The following is a 17,692-nucleotide window of genomic DNA, read 5'->3' as shown; positions in this document are numbered from 1 at the left end:
TTATGATATAAATTATGGTTTAACTTTAGAAAAAGGAGATAAATATGGAAAAATTATATTACAAAGATCAATATATAAAAGAATTTACAGCAGAAATAATTGATATAAAGGAAAAATATTCAAACTTTCATATACAATTAGATAAAACTGCATTTTTCCCAGGTGGTGGTGGACAATTTTGTGATAGTGGAAAAATTGACAACCATGAAGTTATAGATGTATATGAAGAAAATGGTATAGTTTATCATGTTACAAAAACTAAGCCTATAAAGATACATAAAGTAAAGTGCATTATAGATTGGGATAAAAGAGAAGATGGTATGAATCAACATTTTGGACAACATGTACTTTCTGGATGTTTTTTTAAATTATTTAATGCAAATACAGTAGGATTTCATTTGGGAAAAGAATTTAGTACTGTAGATATACAAGGAATGCTAACTGAAGAACAAATAAGAAAAGCTGAAGAATTTGCAAATGAAATAATTGAAAAGGATATAATGGTGGAATTTTTAACACCAGATAGAAAAGAACTTAAAAAGATGGGATTAAGAAGAGATTTACCTAAAACAAATGAACAAATAAGAGTTGTAAAAATAGGAGATTTAGATATAAATGCATGTTGTGGAGTGCATCCAAGATCAACATTATCTCTTAGAATGATAAAAATAAAAAGATTTGAAAAGTGTAGAGATGCTATAAGAATAGAGTATTTAGCTGGTAAAAGAGCTATAGATTATAGCATAGAAAAAGATAGATATTTAAATGAAATATGCAGATACTTAAGTTGTAGTGACAAAGAAGCTATAAAAGGAATTCAAAGTTTAAATGATAAATTAAATGAAGCTATATATAAAAATAAAAAGATAGAAGATAAAATATCTAATTATCAAGTTAAGGAAATGATAGATTCTGCAGATAAATTAGGCGAAGTTTCTTTAGTTAAAAAGATTTATGAAAATGAAAATGTAAAATATGTATCAAAAGTAGTTTCTAAGTTAGTGGAAGATGATAATACTATAGCTTTAATGGGAGTTAAAGATGATGATAAATCAAGTTTTATATTTGCATCATCTAAAAATCTTAATAAATTAAATATGAATGATTTATTAAAAGATGCTATAAAATTAGTAGATGGAAGAGGAGGAGGAAGTAAAGTTTTAGCCCAAGGTGGGGGGAAAGATAATGGAAATGTTGAATCAGTTTTAAATTATGCATCTATGAAAATTGAAAATATATTAAAATAAAAAATAGAGTAGGAATTTCCTACTCTATTAATATACCTTTAAGCTTATCTATATCGAGTAATTTTACATAATCATTAGTATATTCAATTAAATTATCATTTTTCATATTAATAAATTCTCTAGATAAAGATGGTCTGGGAACACCTAAACTTTCAGCTAATTTTGTTTTAGTTTTAGGCATTTTTATAAAATTACTTTTTTGAGATGTATATTCATCTAATAAAAAACTTGCGATTTTTTGTCTAATACTTGCAAAAGAAACAGTTTTAACAACTTTATTAAGTTCTATTATTTTATTAGTTATATCATTTAAAAAAGAAACTAATATTTCTTTATGGTTAGAGCAAAAATCTATAAAATCATATTTATCTATAAACATAATTTCACTTTTCGAATTAGAAATGACTGTAGCAGGATATATATTTACATCAGAAAAAGTTATGACTTCTCCAAATAAATTTCCACTTGAAAACGATGAAATAAGTATTACTTTATCACCAGGTAAAAATCTTTTAATATCAATCCCACCTTTAAGCACTAGTCCAATAGATGTACATGGATGACCTTCAAGTGCAATTATGCTTTCTTTATCATAATTTTTTATTATATAATTAGAGTCTTTAAATAAATCTAAGATTTCAGCTTTAGTTAAATTTTTAAACATGTCATCACCTTACATTTTAGTTTTTTAGATATATTGTATATCAAGATGATACTTTTATTCAATAGAATATAAATATTAAATAACAAAGCATTATTATGAATAAAAAATAATTTATAAAAATTTTTAGCAATCAATGAAAAGAAATAAGAAATAGTTGCATGATATAGAAGTTAATTTATAAAAAATATAATTTATAAGTTGATTTAACAAGTTTTTAATAAATTATATTTTCATAGTATGAAAGATTAAATTTTGAAAATTTCAAATTTTAATATCCATTATTCATAGGATATAAAAGGTTGGTAAAAACGATTGCAATATGTATGATATATATGTAATAATTTTAGTGAAGAGATATTTAAAAGGGTAATTTTTTTAGTTATTTTAAAGTAAATATATAAAAAGCTTATAAATTTATTTTAATTGGTTTATTAATGTATAAAATCTCTAATGAAAATTATTTAAAAATTACTTTAGGGATAAAAGAATAGGGGGATTTAACATGTCTAGTAAAAAAGAAGAAATTCAAACTGGATTTGCAAAATGGGAAGAAAGTAAGGTTAGTAAGTCTATATCTAGATTTCCAGAAAGAAAAGAAAGGTTTGAATTTGATACAGGACAAGAGATGAAAAGATTATACACACCATTAGATGTAGAAGTTGATTATGAAAATGATTTAGGTTATCCAGGGCAATATCCATTTACAAGAGGAGTTCAACCTACTATGTATAGAGGTAAGTTTTGGACTATGAGAATGTATGCTGGATTTGCTACAGCAGAAGAATCAAACAAAAGATATAAATATTTAATAGATCAAGGATCTATGGGACTTTCTGTAGCATTTGATCTTCCAACACAAATGGGGTATGATTCAGATGATGCTATATCTGAAGGTGAAGTAGGTAAGGTTGGAGTTTGCATAGATTCACTAGCAGATATGGAAATATTATTTGATGGGATACCACTAGACAAGGTTTCAACATCAATGACTATAAATGCACCAGCATCAGTACTTTTAGCTATGTATATAGCAGTAGCTGAAAAACAAGGAGTAACTCCTGATAAATTAAGAGGAACTATACAAAATGATATATTAAAAGAATATGTAGCAAGAGGTACTTACATATTTCCAGTAAAACCATCAATGAGATTAATAACTGATATATTTGAATATTGTTCGAAAAATGTACCAAAGTGGAACACTATAAGTATATCAGGTTATCATATAAGAGAAGCAGGTTCTAATGCAGTTCAAGAAGTAGCATTTACATTGGCAGATGGTATAGCTTATGTCAATGCAGCTATACAAGCAGGTTTAAATGTTGATGACTTTGCACCAAGATTATCATTTTTCTTTAATGCACACAATAATTTATTAGAAGAAGTTGCAAAATTTAGAGCAGCGAGAAGAATATGGGCAAAAGTTATGAAAGAAAGATTTAAATCAACCAATCCAAAATCATGGGCACTTAAATTCCACACTCAAACAGCAGGATGTACATTAACAGCTCAACAACCTGAAAACAATATAGTTAGAGTTGCAATTCAAACATTAGCAGCAGTACTTGGAGGTACTCAATCATTACATACAAATTCAAAAGACGAAGCACTAGCACTTCCAACAGAAGATTCAGTAAGAGTAGCACTTAGAACACAACAAATAGTAGCACACGAAAGTGGTGTAGCAGATAGTATAGACCCACTAGCAGGTTCTTATTATGTAGAAAGTTTAACTAGTCAGATAGAAAAAGAAGCTTTAAGATTAATAGAAAAGATAGATGAATTAGGTGGAGCTCCACAAGCAATAGAAAAAGGATTTATTCAACAAGAAATAATGGATAGTGCATATAAATATCAAAAAGAAATAGAAAATAAAGATAGAATAATAGTTGGAGTTAACAAGTTTGAAATAGAAGAAGAAGCACCGAAAGGACTGTTAAAAGTTGATCCAATGGTTGGAGAAAGACAAAAAGAAAAAATAAAAGAACTTAAACAAAGAAGAGATAATGAGAAAGTTAAAGAGACTTTAGAAGCTTTAAGAAAAGCTTGTAATTGTGATGAAAATATAATGCCATATATATTAGATGCAGTAAGAGAATATGCTACACTAGGAGAAGTATGTGGAGTTATGAGAGAAGAATTTGGTGAATATAAACAAGCGGTTATGATATAAGGAGGAAAGCTATATGAGACCAATAAGAGTATTAGTTGCAAAGCCGGGATTAGATGGACATGATAGAGGTGCTAAAGTAATAGCTAGAGCATTAAGAGATGCTGGTATGGAAGTTATATATACAGGACTTCGTCAAACTCCAGAACAAATAGTAGCAGCTGCTATACAAGAAGATGTAGATGTAGTTGCTATGAGTATATTATCAGGAGCTCATAATCATTTATTGCCAAAGGTTGTAGAATTATTAATAAATGAAGAAGCTGATGATATATTAGTAATAGGTGGAGGTGTAATACCAGAAGATGATATTCCTTACTTAAAAGAAAAAGGAATTGCTGAAATATTTACTCCAGGAACTCCAACATCTGTAACTATTGAATTTATAAAAGAAAATCTTAAAAGAGCATTAGCTTAAAAAGGAGAAGTCATGAAAGATATAGTGAGAAGGGTACTAGAAGGCAAAAAAAGAGATTGTGCTAGACTTATCACTATTGTAGAAAATGAACAACCAGGATATGAAGAGGCTTTAAAAGACATATATAAACACACTGGAAGGGCTTATGTTATAGGTATAACAGGTCCTCCTGGTGCAGGTAAATCTACTCTAACTGATAAGTTAGTAAAATTAATAAGAAAAGAAAATAAAAAAGTAGGTATCATAGCTATAGACCCAACGAGTCCTTTTACTAAAGGAGCTATACTAGGAGATAGGATAAGAATGAATGATTTAAATACAGATAAAGATGTATTTATAAGGTCTATGGGCACTAGAGGAAGTTTAGGAGGACTTTCAAATGCAACTCATGCAGCTATAAAAGTACTTGATGCTTATGGATGTGATTACATATTTATAGAAACTGTAGGTGTAGGTCAATCGGAAATTGATATAGTAAAAACTGCAGATACAACACTTATGGTTATGGTTCCAGGGTTAGGTGATGATATACAAGCTATAAAAGCTGGAGTTATGGAAATTGCTGATGTATTTGTTATAAATAAAGCTGATAAAGATGGTGCAAAAAAAACTTTTTTAGAAATAGATATGATGATAGATTTTAAAAAAGATTGGGATTTTAGACCACCTGTAAGTTTAGCTATAGCTGAAAGTGGAGATGGGATAGAAAAGGCTTTTGAAAATATATTAAAACATAAGACTTTTTTAGAAAAAAGTAATAAATTAAATGAAAATAGGTTAGAAAGAAATAGAATAGAAGTTAAAGAATTAGTACAAAAAAAAGTATATAAATTAGTTAATAACTTAGAATACACAAAAGAAGTTGATGAGTTGTTATCTAAGACTATAACTAAAGAGATTGACCCATATTCTATAAGCAATATATTATTTGAAAAAGTTACAAAATAATTTAAGGGGGAGTAACTATGAATATATTAAGAGTTGATCATGTTGGAATAGCTGTAAATAATTTAGAAGAAACTTTAAAATTTTATGAAGAAGTCCTAGGACTTAAGTGTGAAGGAACAGAAGTTGTTGAAGAACAAAAGGTAAAAGTTGCATTTTTACCAGTTGGAGACACTGAACTGGAGCTATTAGAATCTACTTGTGAGGATGGACCAATAGCTAAATTTATAGCTAAAAACGGTGGACGTGGAGGCATACAACATGTTGCAGTAAGAGTTGATAATATAGAAAAAGCTATAGAAGAAGTTAAACAAAAAGGATATAAAATGATAGATGAAAAACCAAGATATGGAGCTGGAAATGCGAAAATAGCATTTTGTCATCCAAAGGGAACTGATGGGGTATTATTAGAATTAAGTGAAAGAAAATAAGTAAAATTAAAATCTTTGGGGGGATTTTTATGTCACAAGAAAAATTAAATTTGCTTTATGAAAAAAGAGGCAAGATAGAATTAGGTGGGGGACAAAAAAGGATAGATAAGCAGCATTCATCAGGAAAATTAACAGCAAGAGAGAGATTAAATAAACTATTTGATGCAAATACTTTTGTTGAGTTAGATGCATTTGTTAAACATAGATGTACAAACTTTGGAATGGAAAAACAAGAAATACCAGGAGAAGGTGTAGTAACTGGTTATGGGAAAATAGATGGAAGATTAGTTTGTGCATTTGCTCAAGACTTTACAGTACTTGGAGGATCGTTAGGTGAAATGCATGCTAAGAAGATTGGAAAGGTTATGGATACAGCATTAAAGTTAGGGGCGCCTGTAGTAGGGCTTAATGATTCAGGCGGAGCTAGAATACAAGAGGGGGTAGATGCATTAGCTGGATATGGAGAAATTTTTTATAAAAATACAATAGCGTCAGGTGTAGTTCCACAAATATCTGCAATAATGGGACCTTGTGCAGGTGGAGCAGTTTATTCACCAGCATTAACTGATTTTATATATATGGTAGATCAAACAAGTCAAATGTTTATAACAGGACCACAAGTTATTAAAACTGTTACAGGTGAAGAAGTAACTGCCGAAGAATTAGGAGGAGCTTCAACACATAATACAACTTCTGGAGTAGCTCACTTTATAGCTTCAAATGATGAAGATTGTATAAATCAAATAAGAAAATTATTATCATTTCTACCTTCAAACAACTCAGAAAAAGCACCTATAGTTGAATGTGAAGACAACCCAAATAGAAAAAATGATATTTTAAATAATATAATACCTAAAGCTTCTAATAAGCCTTATGATATGAAAGAAATAATATATGAAATAATAGATAATGGAGATTTTTATGAAGTACAACCATTCTTTGCTCCAAATATAATAACTGGATTTGCTAGGGTAAATGGTGAAAGTATAGGAATAATTGCAAATCAACCGAAAGTAATGGGAGGCTCACTTGATATAAATGCTTCAGATAAATCATCTAGATTTATAAGAACTTGTGATGCTTTTAATATACCAATACTTAGCTTAGTTGATGTTCCAGGTTTTTTACCAGGAACTTCTCAAGAATATGGTGGGATAATTCGTCATGGTGCTAAAATGCTTTATGCATATAGTGAAGCAACTGTACCAAAAATAACATTAATAACAAGAAAAGCATATGGTGGATCATACCTTGCGATGTGTTCAAAAGATTTAGGTGCAGATATGGTTTTAGCATGGCCAACTGCAGAAGTTGCAGTCATGGGACCAAGTGGTGCAGCTAATATAATATTTAAAAATGATATTAAAAATGCTAAAGATCCTAAAGAAATGAGAGAATTAAAAATAAAAGAATATACAGATGAATTTGCAACTCCATACAAAGCGGCTGAGAGAGGATATATAGATGATGTAATAGAACCTTCATTATCTAGAATAAGAATAGCAGATGCAATAGATACATTAGCATCAAAACGTGAAGATAGACCGCCTAAAAAGCATGGAAATATACCTTTATAGGAAGGTGAATAATTATGAATATTAGTCAATTACTAGAAGCATTAAAAAATCCTTCATCAGTACTTTCAATAGGTGAAAAATTATTAGCAGGTGTTAGTGTAGCAGTACTTTCAATGGTAGTAGTTTTTATTGTTTTAGTTGTAATAGCTTTAATTATAGCTATATTGCAAAGAGATAAAAGTAGAAAAATTAAAGAAGATAATAATTTAGAAACTGTAAAACAAGAAGAAAATAAAATACAAAAAGATAATAATGAAAATTTTGGGGAATTAGTATCTGTAATAACAGCTGCAATAGCAGCAACAACAGGAAATAGTACTAACAATATAGTAGTTAGAAAAATACAAAGAAGCAATAATACAAAAACAAGTTGGGAAAGAATGGTCAAAAATACTACTAAGTAAAACAAGGGGGATTTTACTATGATAAAAAAATATAATATAACTGTAAATGGAAATACATATGAAGTAGAAGTTGAAGAGTTAGGAATAGATTCATCAACTACAAGACCTCAAGTAAATAATCAAACAATAAAACCAAAACCACAAACAGCACCAAAGCAACATCCTAATCAACAAACACAAACAGCTTCAAGTGGAAGTGTTTTAGCACCAATGCCAGGAACTATAAATGATGTTCGTGTTAAAGTTGGAGATAATGTAAAAAAAGGTCAAGTACTACTTATACTTGAAGCTATGAAGATGGAAAATGAAATAATGGCAAATTCTGATGGAATAGTTAAATCTGTTAATATATCAAAAGGAGCATCTGTCAGTGTAGGAGATGTTTTAATAACTATAGGTTAAACTAGAAAATTTTAAAAGGGGGACTTACCCGTGGGAGAAGTTATTAATAATTTTATTCAATCAATGGGTATTGTTAATATGGACTGGCGACAAATTGTAATGATTTTAATCGCCTGTGTATTATTATATTTAGCAATAGCAAAAGGATTTGAACCTTTATTATTAGTACCTATAGCTTTTGGTATGTTACTTACAAATCTTCCATTAGCAGGTACTATGAATACACCAGTATCATCAATAAGTGATCTTTCTCTAACACCTGATTCAATTAATGGATCAATTGCCACAAAATCTCCAGGAGGATTAATATATTATTTATACCAAGGATGTAAACTTGGAATATTTCCACCTCTAATCTTTTTAGGAGTTGGAGCAATGACAGATTTTGGACCTATGATATCAAATCCAAAGAGTATATTATTAGGAGCAGCAGCTCAATTTGGCATATTCTTTACATTTATAGGAGCATTACTTTTAGGATTTACAGGTCTAGAAGCTGCATCAACAGGTATAATAGGTGGAGCTGATGGGCCAACTGCAATTTATTTAACTACTAAATTAGCTCCACATTTATTAGCACCTATAGCAGTTGCAGCATATTCCTATATGGCATTAGTTCCAATTATACAACCACCAATAATGAAAGCACTGACAACCAAAGAGGAAAGAAGTATAGTAATGACACAATCAAAGCCAGTATCTAAAAAAGTTAAAATAATATTTCCAATAGTAGTAACAATAGTAGTATCATTATTATTGCCATCAGCAGCTACTTTAATAGGGCTTCTTATGTTTGGAAATTTACTTAAAGAATGTACTGTTACAGATAGATTATCAGATACTGCAACTAATGCACTTATGAATATAATTACGATATTTTTAGGATTATCTGTTGGAGCATCAGCCGAAGCAGAAATATTTTTAAGTGGTCAAACTATAAAAATATTTGCTCTTGGAATAGTAGCATTTAGCATAGGAACAGGATCAGGAGTAATTTGTGCTAAGTTAATGAATAAGTTTACTAAAGATAAAATTAATCCACTTATAGGTGGAGCAGGTGTTTCAGCAGTACCTATGGCCGCTAGAGTTGCTCATAAGGTTGCTCAAGAAGAAAATCCAAGTAACTTCTTACTTATGCATGCTATGGCTCCTAATGTAGCTGGAGTTATAGGATCAGCTGTTGCAGCAGGTATACTGTTGAGTTTATTTGGATAATGTATAAAAAGGATATGATTAATTTCATATCCTTTTATATTATAAACTTTATCAATATATAGTATAAAAATAAATTAAGTATTATTGTTATAGGTATAAATATAGTAAATTTAAGGTGCCTAGTTTTATGTCTAAAAATATACATCCCTATATATGTACCTATTCCACCTCCTAGTATAGATAAGTTTATAAGTGTAGATTCTGGTATTCTCCATTGATTTTTAATTGCTCTGTTTTTATCTATATACATAAGTAAAAAAGTTATAATAGAAATAATAACAAAATACAGTATTAAAAGTTTCATAATAATCCTCCTGATAATATTATAATATAAGTAAAAAAATAAGAGCTAGATTATTTCTTGTAATCTAGCTCTTATTTTTTTTATCTATATTTTTAGAAAAGTTATTATTTATTGCATTTAAATTATTATGAGAGTTGTTAATATTTGAAGAATTATTTAATATAAAATCAATTTTTTTTAGTAATTCGTTACCAATAATATAATTATTATCTTGTCTATTTGCTTTGCTTGAGGTTAATAAATAAAACATAAAAGTCCTCCTAAATTAATATTATTAAAATGATTGACTAGTATTTTATTAATTATTCAATAAATAAGTATATATTAAAAAATTTATATAAAAGGTATTTACAAACGTACAAAAGTACAAAACGTAAGTACAAAATTACAAATACATATTAAATGTAAAACAATACAATATTAATATAAACAATTAATAAGAAGGGGTATGATTGAAAACTATGTCTAAAAAACTTTTAGGAATAGAATTAAAAAGATTAGAAGATTGTAGTGGGATAAATACAGCAAAAGAAATAGTTCAACAACCCAATACATGGAGAGAAGCTGTAAAAAACCTATACAATAATAAAAATAATATAAAAATATTTTTAGAAGAATTTTTATCTAAAGATAATTATAGAATTATACTAACTGGAGCAGGTACATCTGCATTTGCAGGAGAAACATGTGAACCTTACTTAACTAAGATATTAAATAAAAAAGTAGAAGCTATAGCTACAACAGATTTAGTAGCAAGCCCAAAAAATTATTTTATAAAAGATATACCAACACTTTTAATATCTTTTGCAAGATCTGGTAATTCTCCAGAAAGTGTTCATGCTGTTAATTTAGCCAATGAACTTGTAGATGAACTTTATCAAGTTATAATAACTTGTAATGAAAATGGCAAGTTAGCATTAAACACTGAAGAAGATGAAAAAAGTTTATTGCTTCTTATGCCACCACAAACTAACGACCTAGGATTTGCTATGACTAGTAGCTTTACGACTATGGTACTAAGTTGTATAGGAATTTTTAATATAAACAATATAAATAATTTCACTAAAGATGTTGAAAATTTATCAGCATCTGTTGAGAGATTTATAGAAAATAATATAGATAAAATATCCAATTTAATAAATGAAGATTTTGAAAGAATAATTTATTTAGGATCAGGAACTAGTAAAGGTATAGCTAGAGAAAGTGCTTTAAAGGTTTTAGAATTAACAGCTGGAATAGTTAATGCAAGTTATGATACACCTTTAGGATTTAGGCATGGACCAAAGTCTGTTATAAATGATAAAAGTATAACTACAATTTATATATCAAATGATAAATATACTAGATTATATGATATAGATTTAGCAAAAGAAATTTTATCTCATAGAAAAGGTGACAAAGTTGTATTGGTAGGTTGTGATATAGAAAGTAGTTTAAAAGAAAAAGCAAATTATGTATTTGATTTAGAAAATATAGATTATAAAGTAGGGAATGAAGCATTACTTCCACTTCAACAAATTGTCTTTGGTCAGATACTGTCATTTTTAAAATCAGAAAACTTAGGGATAACTCCAGATAATCCATGCCCAACAGGTGAAGTTAATAGGGTTGTTCAAGGTGTAATAATATATAATTTATAAAAAGGAGAAAATAATATGAGTTTAATATCAACTAAAGAAATGTTATTAAAAGCTCAAAGGGGAGGTTATGCAATACCTGCATTTAATATACACAATTTAGAAACGATACAAGTAGTACTTCAAGCAGCTAGTGATTTAAAATCACCTGTTATATTAGCAGCAACGCCATCTACAGTTAAGTATGCAAATGAAAATTACCTTTTATCTATAATAGAAAAAGGCAGTAAGTTAAATGATATACCTTTAACATTTCACCTAGATCATCATGAAAATGTAGAAGATATAAAAAATATAATAAAACTTGGTTGTAGGTCTGTTATGATTGACGCATCAAAATATGAATTTAAAAAAAATGTTGAAATTGTTAAAGATGTAGTTGATTTTGCACATAAGCATGAGGCTACAGTTGAAGCAGAACTTGGAAAGTTAGGTGGAGTGGAAGATGATTTAAAAGTAGATGAAAAAGATTCATTCTTAACAGATCCAAATGAAGCTTATGAATTTGTTAAATTAACTGGAGTAGATTCATTAGCAGTAGCTATAGGTACTGCACATGGTTTATACAAGAGTGAACCTAAATTAGATTTTGAAAGACTAGAAAAAATAAAAAGTATAGTTAATGTTCCACTTGTACTTCATGGAGCATCAGGAGTTCCATATGAAGCAGTTCAAACTGCTATAGAAAAAGGAATTTGTAAAGTTAATATAGCTACAGAGCTTAAAATACCTTTTTCAAATGCTATAAAAGAATATTTTAATGAAAATCCTAATGCCTCAGACCCAAGACAATATCTAGTACCTGCAAAACGTGCTATGTATGATGTAGTAGTTGAAAAAATAAAAATGTGTAAGAGTGAAAATAAAGCAAATGATAACAGTTATAACATTTAATCCATCTATAGATAGATTATATAAATTAAATAAATTTGAAATTGGCTCTGTGCAAAGAGCCAATTTTGTTAATCCAACAGCAGGCGGAAAAGGATTAAATGTAGCTAAAGTCTTAAAAAAACTTGGGGAAGACGTAAATTGTATAGGTTTTTTAGGTGGATTTAACGGCAAATATATAAAATCAAAGTTAGATGAAATAGGAATTAAAAATAATTTCACACAAATAAAAGAAGAGTCTAGAATTTGTTTAAATATAATAGATTCAAATAATAAAAGTACTGAGATTTTAGAAAGTGGGCCAAATATAACTAAAGAAGAAATTGATGAATTTGAAAATTATTTGAGTAAAGTTTTAGAAGAAACTGAAATACTAGTTGCATCAGGAAGTTTAGCTAAAGGGTTACCTAAGGACTATTACTTAAGAATAGGAAATTTATGTAGGCAAAAAAATATAAAATTTATATTGGATAGTAGCGGAGAAAGTTTAAAATTAGGTATTAATTCAAAACCTTATCTTATTAAACCAAATATTGAAGAACTTGAGAATTTAAGCAAAATTAAGATAAAAAATGTAGATGATATTATAAATATATCTAGGAGTATATTACTTAAAGGTGTAGAAAATATTTGTGTATCTATGGGAAAGGATGGAATGGTTTTAGTAAATAAAGATTTTGTATATAAAGTAGAGATACCTAACATAAAAATTGTAAACACTGTTGGAAGTGGAGACTCTAGTATAGCTGGGTTCTCATTGGGTATTTTAAAAGGATACGATTTAAAAGATACTTTAAAGCTATCAAATGCCTGTGGGATGTCAAATGCAATGCATATATCAACAGGAGATGTAAATTTAGAAGATATAGATAAGTTTATAGATGAAATCAAGGTATATGAGTATGTTTCTAATGTTTGATATACAAATATAGGGGGAGAATCTATGTATTATATAGGTGTAGATGGAGGCGGAACCAAAACAACCTTTACTATAATAGATAAAAAAGGTTACAAAATAGCAAAGTATCAAGCAAAAACAACCCATTATGAACAAATAGGATTTAATGGAGTTGAAGATGTGTTAAATGAAGGATTTAATAAAACTTTAGAAATATCAAATGTATCAAAAGATGATATTAAAAGTGTTTTTCTAGGTTTACCAGGATATGGTGAAGTAAAAAGTGTAGTAACAAATATAGATAATATTGTAAAAAAAATATTGAAAAATATAAAGTTTAAAGTAGGAAATGATGTAGAAGTAGGTTTAGCTGGGTCTTTAGCAGGTAAAGAAGGAATAAATATAGTAAGTGGAACAGGGTCTATTGCTCTTGGTAAAGATTCAAAAGGTAAGACTATTAGATGTGGAGGCTGGGGAGATTATATTGGTGATGAAGGTTCTGCATATTGGATAGGTAAAAAAACTATTGAGATGTTTTCAAAAGAAGCTGATAAAAGAATTGAAAGAGGTTTAATTTATAAAAATATAAAAGAAAAATTAAACATAAATGATGACTTTGATATAATTGATTATGTTTTAAATGATATTAAAAAAGATAGAACTCAAATTGCGCAGTTTTCTAAATTATGTTTTGAAAGTGCAATTTTAAATGATAAAAATGCATTAAGTATATTTAATGAAGCAGGCTATGAGCTTAGTTTACTTGTTAAAATGATAATAAATGAATTAGAATTTGATGGTGATATATTAGTTTCATATTCAGGAGGAGTATTTAAAAGTGGAGATTTAATATTATCGCCACTTAAAAAATATTTAAATGAATATAGTGTAAAATTTATAAAGCCTATATTAGGCCCTGACATGGGAGCTTGTTTATTAGCATATAAATTAAGCAATGAAAATATAGGTGAAGATATTATAAATAACATGGTTAATAATTTAGAGTATGATTTTATATAAAAAATTGAGGAACTTGAACTCCTCAATTTTTTATTTATATATAGATTTAGCATATTCAGTAGGAGAAATGCCAAAATGGGATTTAAACTTTCTAGAAAAATAATGAATAGAAGAAAAACTAAGCACATCAGAAATTTCACTAAGAGTAAAAGATGAATGTTTAATTAATTCTTTACTTTTATTTAGTTTAAGATTATTTATATAACTTTTTACAGTAACATTCATATTCTTTTTAAATAATGAGTGAAGCATAGTACTACTTATACAAAATTTATCACATATTGTTTCTATATAAATTTTATTATTAATATTTATATTTATAAAATTTAAAATTTCATTTAAAAGATTATCTTCGTAAGATTGTTGCATATTAGTAGTTGGCTTAAAATTCTTATAAGAACTTCCTAATCTTAAAATGTTTATAATTAGTTGCTTTAAATAACAAAGTGATAAATCATTGGAATAAATATCATCGTTAGAAAGTTCACTTATAAGTAATTTAATAATATGATAAGAGTTTCTATTAAGTTTAAAGACTTTATTGCAAAGTAATTCATAATTTTTAAAATCCATATTAAAGTTTATTGTTAGATAAGAACTAGAATTATTATTTAAAGTATATTGAGTGTGAAATTGAAAAGGTGCATAAAATATTAAATCTCCTTGTTCTAAAGAATAAGAAGTATTATTTATATTTGTATATAGTTTACCTTTATCTACATAAGTTAATTCCCAATAAGGATGAGATTCTCCACTAAAATTATAATTTAAGCCTTTTTCTTGATAAAATTTTGTATAAATCTCTTTTATATTTAAAGAAGAAGATATAGAACTATATTTATAGTCTTCATTTAAAGATATACAATTAAGATATTTACTTGAATATGAAATATAAACTGATGCATTATCAGATACTGAAATAAGGTTAAAGCAAACATCTTTTTTTAACCTTATTGGTCTATTTATTATAAATGATATTATATTTTTACAGTCTATAGATAATAAAATCATAGCAATTCCATTTACTACATTTATGTATATATCATTACTATCTGTAAGTTTTAAACTATCAATTTTTTTATTTTTAAATTCGTATAAAATATTTTTAGATTTTAATGTCATTTCTTTATTTACTATATCACCAAATTGTTTAAACTTAGGAGAAGTAGTTTTATCAAACATAATATTCCTCCATTTCAACATATATAAATTATGTATATGTTATATAAGGAAAAATATTAATTTAAATATTTTATATACTTATAAAATATAGCTTGATTAGTTGATTTCCTTGGAAATAAAAAAATAATAAGTTTTAAAATTTTTGAAAAAAGTATATAATTTTTTATATAAATACCTTAAATAAAAGTATAAGACAATATTAATTAAAATATGTTAATATTAGGGTATAAATCTATTTAGAAAAAAGGTGAAGATATGAAAGCAGAAATTATAACAGTAGGAACTGAGATATTACTAGGGGATATTGTAAATACAAATTCTCAATTTTTAGCAAAAGAGTTAGCTAGTATTGGAGTAGAAGTTTATTACCAAGAAACAGTAGGAGACAATGAAACTAGATTATTAAATTTATTGGAAGAAGCTTTTAAAAGAAGTGATATAGTAATAACTACTGGTGGATTAGGACCTACTAATGATGATATAACAAAAGAAATTGCAGCTAAATATTTTAACCAAGAATTAGTTTTTTATAGTGATATATGGGAAAATATAAAATCTTACTTTGAAAAATTAGGACTAAAACCAACTGAAAATAATAAAAAGCAAGCTTACTTCCCAAAAGATTGTATTATACTAGATAATCCAAATGGAACAGCTCCAGGTGTAATATTAAAAAAAGAAAATAAAAAGATAATACTACTTCCAGGACCACCAAAAGAAATGATTCCTATGTTTAATAATAGTGTTAAAAGTTATTTACAAAGTTTAACTGACTATAAACTAATATCTAAAACTTTAAGGTTTATAGGTATAGGAGAATCGGAATTAGAAGAAAAATTAATTGACATTATTAATGAACAAAGCAATCCAACTATAGCTTTATATGCTAAGGAAAATGAAGTTACTATTAGAATAACTGCTAAGTCTAAAGATAATAAAAAAGCAAATGATTTAATAAAATCTATAGAAGACAAAATTAAAGGTAGAGTTGGTAAATATATATATGGGTATGATAACACTACTTTAGAAGAAATTGTAGCTAAGTTATTAGTTAAAAATAATATGACTATAGCTGTGAGTGAATCTTGTACTGGAGGTATGGTTTCATCAAAACTTATAGATTACCCAGGTATATCGCAAAGCTTCATGGAAGGATGTGTAACATATTCTAATGAGGCTAAGATGAATAGATTAGGTGTTAAAAAAGAAACTTTAGATAAATATGGAGCAGTTAGTAGTGAAACAGCTATAGAAATGGCTGTAGGTATAGCTAAAAACTTAAATACAAATATTGGACTATCTACAACTGGAATTGCAGGACCGGGAGGAGGGACTGATGAAAAACCAGTTGGATTGGTATATATAGGGATTTACATAAATGGAGATGTCAAAGTTAAAAAGTGTAATTTTTCAGGAAGTAGAGATAAAATAAGAAATAGAGCCACTAATGAAGCATTAAACTTACTTAGATTAGAACTTTTAAAATAAAAGGAGTAGACAGATGATAAAATATATATTTTGCGATTTAGATGGAACATTATACAATAATGGAATATCAAGAGAAGATGCTAATTCTATAGAAAATATTGAACATGAAGGCATTGTATTTAATGTAGCTACAGGAAGAATATTTTCTCAAGCAGTAAGAATGACAAATAATGATATAAATATGAATGGATATTATATATGTGAAAATGGTTCATATATATATGATAGTAATCATAATTTAGTTTTTAAGGGAACTATAGATGATAATATAGTAAAAAAAGTAATCGCTGAGTTTGACTCAGATATAGCAACTATGTATTTTAAGTTTAATGGAAAAGTTGTTTTATTGGAAGAAAATGATTTCTTTAAAATTTATACTAATGAGTACATAGTAGATAAAGAATTTTCAAATAAAGATACTTATGATAATTTAGTAGGAAATATAGGAATAGTTTCTCAAGATATAGAAGAATTATATAGATTGGAGTTATTTTTAAAAGAAGAATTTGATGAAGTTTTAGATATATATTTTTCATCAGAACATACTTTAAATTTAGTACCTAAAGGAGTATCAAAACATGAAGCTATAAAAAAGGTATGCAAAATATTAGGTGCAAGTTTAGATGAAATAGCTACAATTGGAGATTCTCCAAATGATATAAGTATGCTTAAAACTACAAAATATAGTTTTGCAATGATAAACTCAAGAAAAGAAGTTAAAGAAAGTGCTAACTATATTGCTAACTCTGTAAGTGATGCTATTACAAAAATAAAATATATAAATAAAGAAGTTTAACAA

At 27.4% G+C, this 17,692-nt stretch carries 19 protein-coding genes; 15 read left to right on the top strand and 4 right to left on the bottom strand.

The genetic code is table 11. From position 1 onward, the window contains the following. Window positions 1-44 precede the first annotated feature (44 nt). Window positions 45-1,247: an alanyl-tRNA editing protein gene (locus tag ABFX13_RS02745; protein ID WP_346042076.1), complete on the top strand. Its 1,203-nt coding sequence runs from the start codon at window positions 45-47 to the stop codon at window positions 1,245-1,247. Between the two features lie 19 nt (window positions 1,248-1,266). Here ABFX13_RS02745 and ABFX13_RS02740 read toward each other — a convergent pair whose 3' ends face one another. Beyond that, the gene (locus ABFX13_RS02740; protein ID WP_346042072.1) at window positions 1,267-1,911 is read right to left on the bottom strand and encodes a Crp/Fnr family transcriptional regulator; all 645 of its coding nucleotides are present in this window, start codon (window positions 1,909-1,911) and stop codon (window positions 1,267-1,269) included. A 502-nt stretch (window positions 1,912-2,413) separates the two neighbouring features. Here ABFX13_RS02740 and ABFX13_RS02735 point away from each other — a divergent pair. The 8 genes from ABFX13_RS02735 (at window position 2,414) to ABFX13_RS02700 (ending at window position 9,473) form a co-directional block, all read left to right on the top strand. Next, on the top strand, window positions 2,414-4,084 hold the full coding sequence (locus ABFX13_RS02735; protein ID WP_346042069.1) for an acyl-CoA mutase large subunit family protein: 1,671 nt from the start codon (window positions 2,414-2,416) through the stop codon (window positions 4,082-4,084). A gap of 13 nt (window positions 4,085-4,097) precedes the next feature. Next, window positions 4,098-4,499: a cobalamin B12-binding domain-containing protein gene (locus ABFX13_RS02730; protein ID WP_147545130.1), complete on the top strand. Its 402-nt coding sequence runs from the start codon at window positions 4,098-4,100 to the stop codon at window positions 4,497-4,499. 12 nt (window positions 4,500-4,511) lie between these two features. Then, window positions 4,512-5,447 carry a methylmalonyl Co-A mutase-associated GTPase MeaB gene (gene meaB / locus ABFX13_RS02725; RefSeq protein ID WP_346042063.1) on the top strand — a complete coding sequence of 312 codons (936 nt, stop codon included), beginning with the start codon at window positions 4,512-4,514 and terminating at the stop codon, window positions 5,445-5,447. A 17-nt stretch (window positions 5,448-5,464) separates the two neighbouring features. Beyond that, window positions 5,465-5,875 carry a methylmalonyl-CoA epimerase gene (gene mce / locus ABFX13_RS02720; RefSeq protein ID WP_346042059.1) on the top strand — a complete coding sequence of 137 codons (411 nt, stop codon included), beginning with the start codon at window positions 5,465-5,467 and terminating at the stop codon, window positions 5,873-5,875. A gap of 29 nt (window positions 5,876-5,904) precedes the next feature. After that, window positions 5,905-7,452 (top strand): methylmalonyl-CoA decarboxylase subunit alpha, encoded by a 1,548-nt coding sequence (mmdA, locus tag ABFX13_RS02715; protein ID WP_346042056.1) that lies wholly within the window; start codon window positions 5,905-5,907, stop codon window positions 7,450-7,452. A 14-nt stretch (window positions 7,453-7,466) separates the two neighbouring features. After that, window positions 7,467-7,856 (top strand): OadG family transporter subunit, encoded by a 390-nt coding sequence (locus tag ABFX13_RS02710; RefSeq protein WP_346042052.1) that lies wholly within the window; start codon window positions 7,467-7,469, stop codon window positions 7,854-7,856. An 18-nt stretch (window positions 7,857-7,874) separates the two neighbouring features. Then, on the top strand, window positions 7,875-8,258 hold the full coding sequence (locus ABFX13_RS02705; RefSeq protein WP_346042049.1) for a biotin/lipoyl-containing protein: 384 nt from the start codon (window positions 7,875-7,877) through the stop codon (window positions 8,256-8,258). A gap of 63 nt (window positions 8,259-8,321) precedes the next feature. After that, on the top strand, window positions 8,322-9,473 hold the full coding sequence (locus ABFX13_RS02700; RefSeq protein WP_346042419.1) for a sodium ion-translocating decarboxylase subunit beta: 1,152 nt from the start codon (window positions 8,322-8,324) through the stop codon (window positions 9,471-9,473). Window positions 9,474-9,507: 34 nt separating this feature from the next. Here ABFX13_RS02700 and ABFX13_RS02695 read toward each other — a convergent pair whose 3' ends face one another. After that, window positions 9,508-9,777, bottom strand: a complete 270-nt coding sequence (locus tag ABFX13_RS02695) for a DUF1294 domain-containing protein (protein WP_346042046.1) — start codon at window positions 9,775-9,777, stop codon at window positions 9,508-9,510. Between the two features lie 64 nt (window positions 9,778-9,841). Continuing rightward, on the bottom strand, window positions 9,842-10,027 hold the full coding sequence (locus tag ABFX13_RS02690) for a hypothetical protein (protein WP_346042043.1): 186 nt from the start codon (window positions 10,025-10,027) through the stop codon (window positions 9,842-9,844). A gap of 211 nt (window positions 10,028-10,238) precedes the next feature. Between ABFX13_RS02690 and ABFX13_RS02685 the strand changes: the two genes are divergently transcribed. From ABFX13_RS02685 to ABFX13_RS02670, 4 genes are read left to right on the top strand one after another with little or no spacing between them, the layout of a single operon-like run. Beyond that, window positions 10,239-11,417: an SIS domain-containing protein gene (locus ABFX13_RS02685; RefSeq protein ID WP_346042040.1), complete on the top strand. Its 1,179-nt coding sequence runs from the start codon at window positions 10,239-10,241 to the stop codon at window positions 11,415-11,417. Window positions 11,418-11,432: 15 nt separating this feature from the next. Then, window positions 11,433-12,308 carry a tagatose bisphosphate family class II aldolase gene (locus ABFX13_RS02680; RefSeq protein ID WP_346042036.1) on the top strand — a complete coding sequence of 292 codons (876 nt, stop codon included), beginning with the start codon at window positions 11,433-11,435 and terminating at the stop codon, window positions 12,306-12,308. Then, a complete protein-coding gene (pfkB, locus tag ABFX13_RS02675) occupies window positions 12,271-13,224 on the top strand; it encodes a 1-phosphofructokinase (protein ID WP_346042033.1) in 954 nt (317 codons plus the stop codon). The genes ABFX13_RS02680 and pfkB overlap by 38 nt, the downstream gene beginning before the upstream one ends. Window positions 13,225-13,248: 24 nt before the next feature. After that, the gene (locus tag ABFX13_RS02670; protein WP_346042030.1) at window positions 13,249-14,223 is read left to right on the top strand and encodes an N-acetylglucosamine kinase; all 975 of its coding nucleotides are present in this window, start codon (window positions 13,249-13,251) and stop codon (window positions 14,221-14,223) included. A 30-nt stretch (window positions 14,224-14,253) separates the two neighbouring features. Here ABFX13_RS02670 and ABFX13_RS02665 read toward each other — a convergent pair whose 3' ends face one another. Beyond that, the gene (locus ABFX13_RS02665; RefSeq protein ID WP_346042025.1) at window positions 14,254-15,405 is read right to left on the bottom strand and encodes an AraC family transcriptional regulator; all 1,152 of its coding nucleotides are present in this window, start codon (window positions 15,403-15,405) and stop codon (window positions 14,254-14,256) included. Window positions 15,406-15,660: 255 nt separating this feature from the next. Between ABFX13_RS02665 and ABFX13_RS02660 the strand changes: the two genes are divergently transcribed. Both ABFX13_RS02660 and ABFX13_RS02655 read left to right on the top strand, forming a co-directional pair. Then, on the top strand, window positions 15,661-16,893 hold the full coding sequence (locus ABFX13_RS02660) for a competence/damage-inducible protein A (protein WP_346042021.1): 1,233 nt from the start codon (window positions 15,661-15,663) through the stop codon (window positions 16,891-16,893). 13 nt (window positions 16,894-16,906) lie between these two features. After that, window positions 16,907-17,689, top strand: a complete 783-nt coding sequence (locus tag ABFX13_RS02655; RefSeq protein ID WP_346042018.1) for a Cof-type HAD-IIB family hydrolase — start codon at window positions 16,907-16,909, stop codon at window positions 17,687-17,689. The last annotated feature ends 3 nt before the right edge of the window (window positions 17,690-17,692 follow it).

The sequence above is a fragment of the Paraclostridium tenue genome, assembly GCF_039521565.1.
Lineage (GTDB): Bacteria > Bacillota > Clostridia > Peptostreptococcales > Peptostreptococcaceae > Paraclostridium > Paraclostridium tenue.
This window is presented reverse-complemented; position numbering and strand designations above follow the sequence as displayed.

What these genes read in the sequence shown, in the direction of transcription:
- ABFX13_RS02745 (WP_346042076.1), top strand. Translation starts at nt 45, where the DNA reads ATGGAAAAATTATATTACAAAGATCAATATATAAAAGAATTTACAGCA.
- ABFX13_RS02740 (WP_346042072.1), bottom strand. Translation starts at nt 1,911, where the DNA reads ATGTTTAAAAATTTAACTAAAGCTGAAATCTTAGATTTATTTAAAGAC.
- ABFX13_RS02735 (WP_346042069.1), top strand. Translation starts at nt 2,414, where the DNA reads ATGTCTAGTAAAAAAGAAGAAATTCAAACTGGATTTGCAAAATGGGAA.
- ABFX13_RS02730 (WP_147545130.1), top strand. Translation starts at nt 4,098, where the DNA reads ATGAGACCAATAAGAGTATTAGTTGCAAAGCCGGGATTAGATGGACAT.
- meaB (WP_346042063.1), top strand. Translation starts at nt 4,512, where the DNA reads ATGAAAGATATAGTGAGAAGGGTACTAGAAGGCAAAAAAAGAGATTGT.
- mce (WP_346042059.1), top strand. Translation starts at nt 5,465, where the DNA reads ATGAATATATTAAGAGTTGATCATGTTGGAATAGCTGTAAATAATTTA.
- mmdA (WP_346042056.1), top strand. Translation starts at nt 5,905, where the DNA reads ATGTCACAAGAAAAATTAAATTTGCTTTATGAAAAAAGAGGCAAGATA.
- ABFX13_RS02710 (WP_346042052.1), top strand. Translation starts at nt 7,467, where the DNA reads ATGAATATTAGTCAATTACTAGAAGCATTAAAAAATCCTTCATCAGTA.
- ABFX13_RS02705 (WP_346042049.1), top strand. Translation starts at nt 7,875, where the DNA reads ATGATAAAAAAATATAATATAACTGTAAATGGAAATACATATGAAGTA.
- ABFX13_RS02700 (WP_346042419.1), top strand. Translation starts at nt 8,322, where the DNA reads ATGGGTATTGTTAATATGGACTGGCGACAAATTGTAATGATTTTAATC.
- ABFX13_RS02695 (WP_346042046.1), bottom strand. Translation starts at nt 9,777, where the DNA reads ATGAAACTTTTAATACTGTATTTTGTTATTATTTCTATTATAACTTTT.
- ABFX13_RS02690 (WP_346042043.1), bottom strand. Translation starts at nt 10,027, where the DNA reads ATGTTTTATTTATTAACCTCAAGCAAAGCAAATAGACAAGATAATAAT.
- ABFX13_RS02685 (WP_346042040.1), top strand. Translation starts at nt 10,239, where the DNA reads ATGTCTAAAAAACTTTTAGGAATAGAATTAAAAAGATTAGAAGATTGT.
- ABFX13_RS02680 (WP_346042036.1), top strand. Translation starts at nt 11,433, where the DNA reads ATGAGTTTAATATCAACTAAAGAAATGTTATTAAAAGCTCAAAGGGGA.
- ABFX13_RS02670 (WP_346042030.1), top strand. Translation starts at nt 13,249, where the DNA reads ATGTATTATATAGGTGTAGATGGAGGCGGAACCAAAACAACCTTTACT.
- ABFX13_RS02665 (WP_346042025.1), bottom strand. Translation starts at nt 15,405, where the DNA reads ATGTTTGATAAAACTACTTCTCCTAAGTTTAAACAATTTGGTGATATA.
- ABFX13_RS02660 (WP_346042021.1), top strand. Translation starts at nt 15,661, where the DNA reads ATGAAAGCAGAAATTATAACAGTAGGAACTGAGATATTACTAGGGGAT.
- ABFX13_RS02655 (WP_346042018.1), top strand. Translation starts at nt 16,907, where the DNA reads ATGATAAAATATATATTTTGCGATTTAGATGGAACATTATACAATAAT.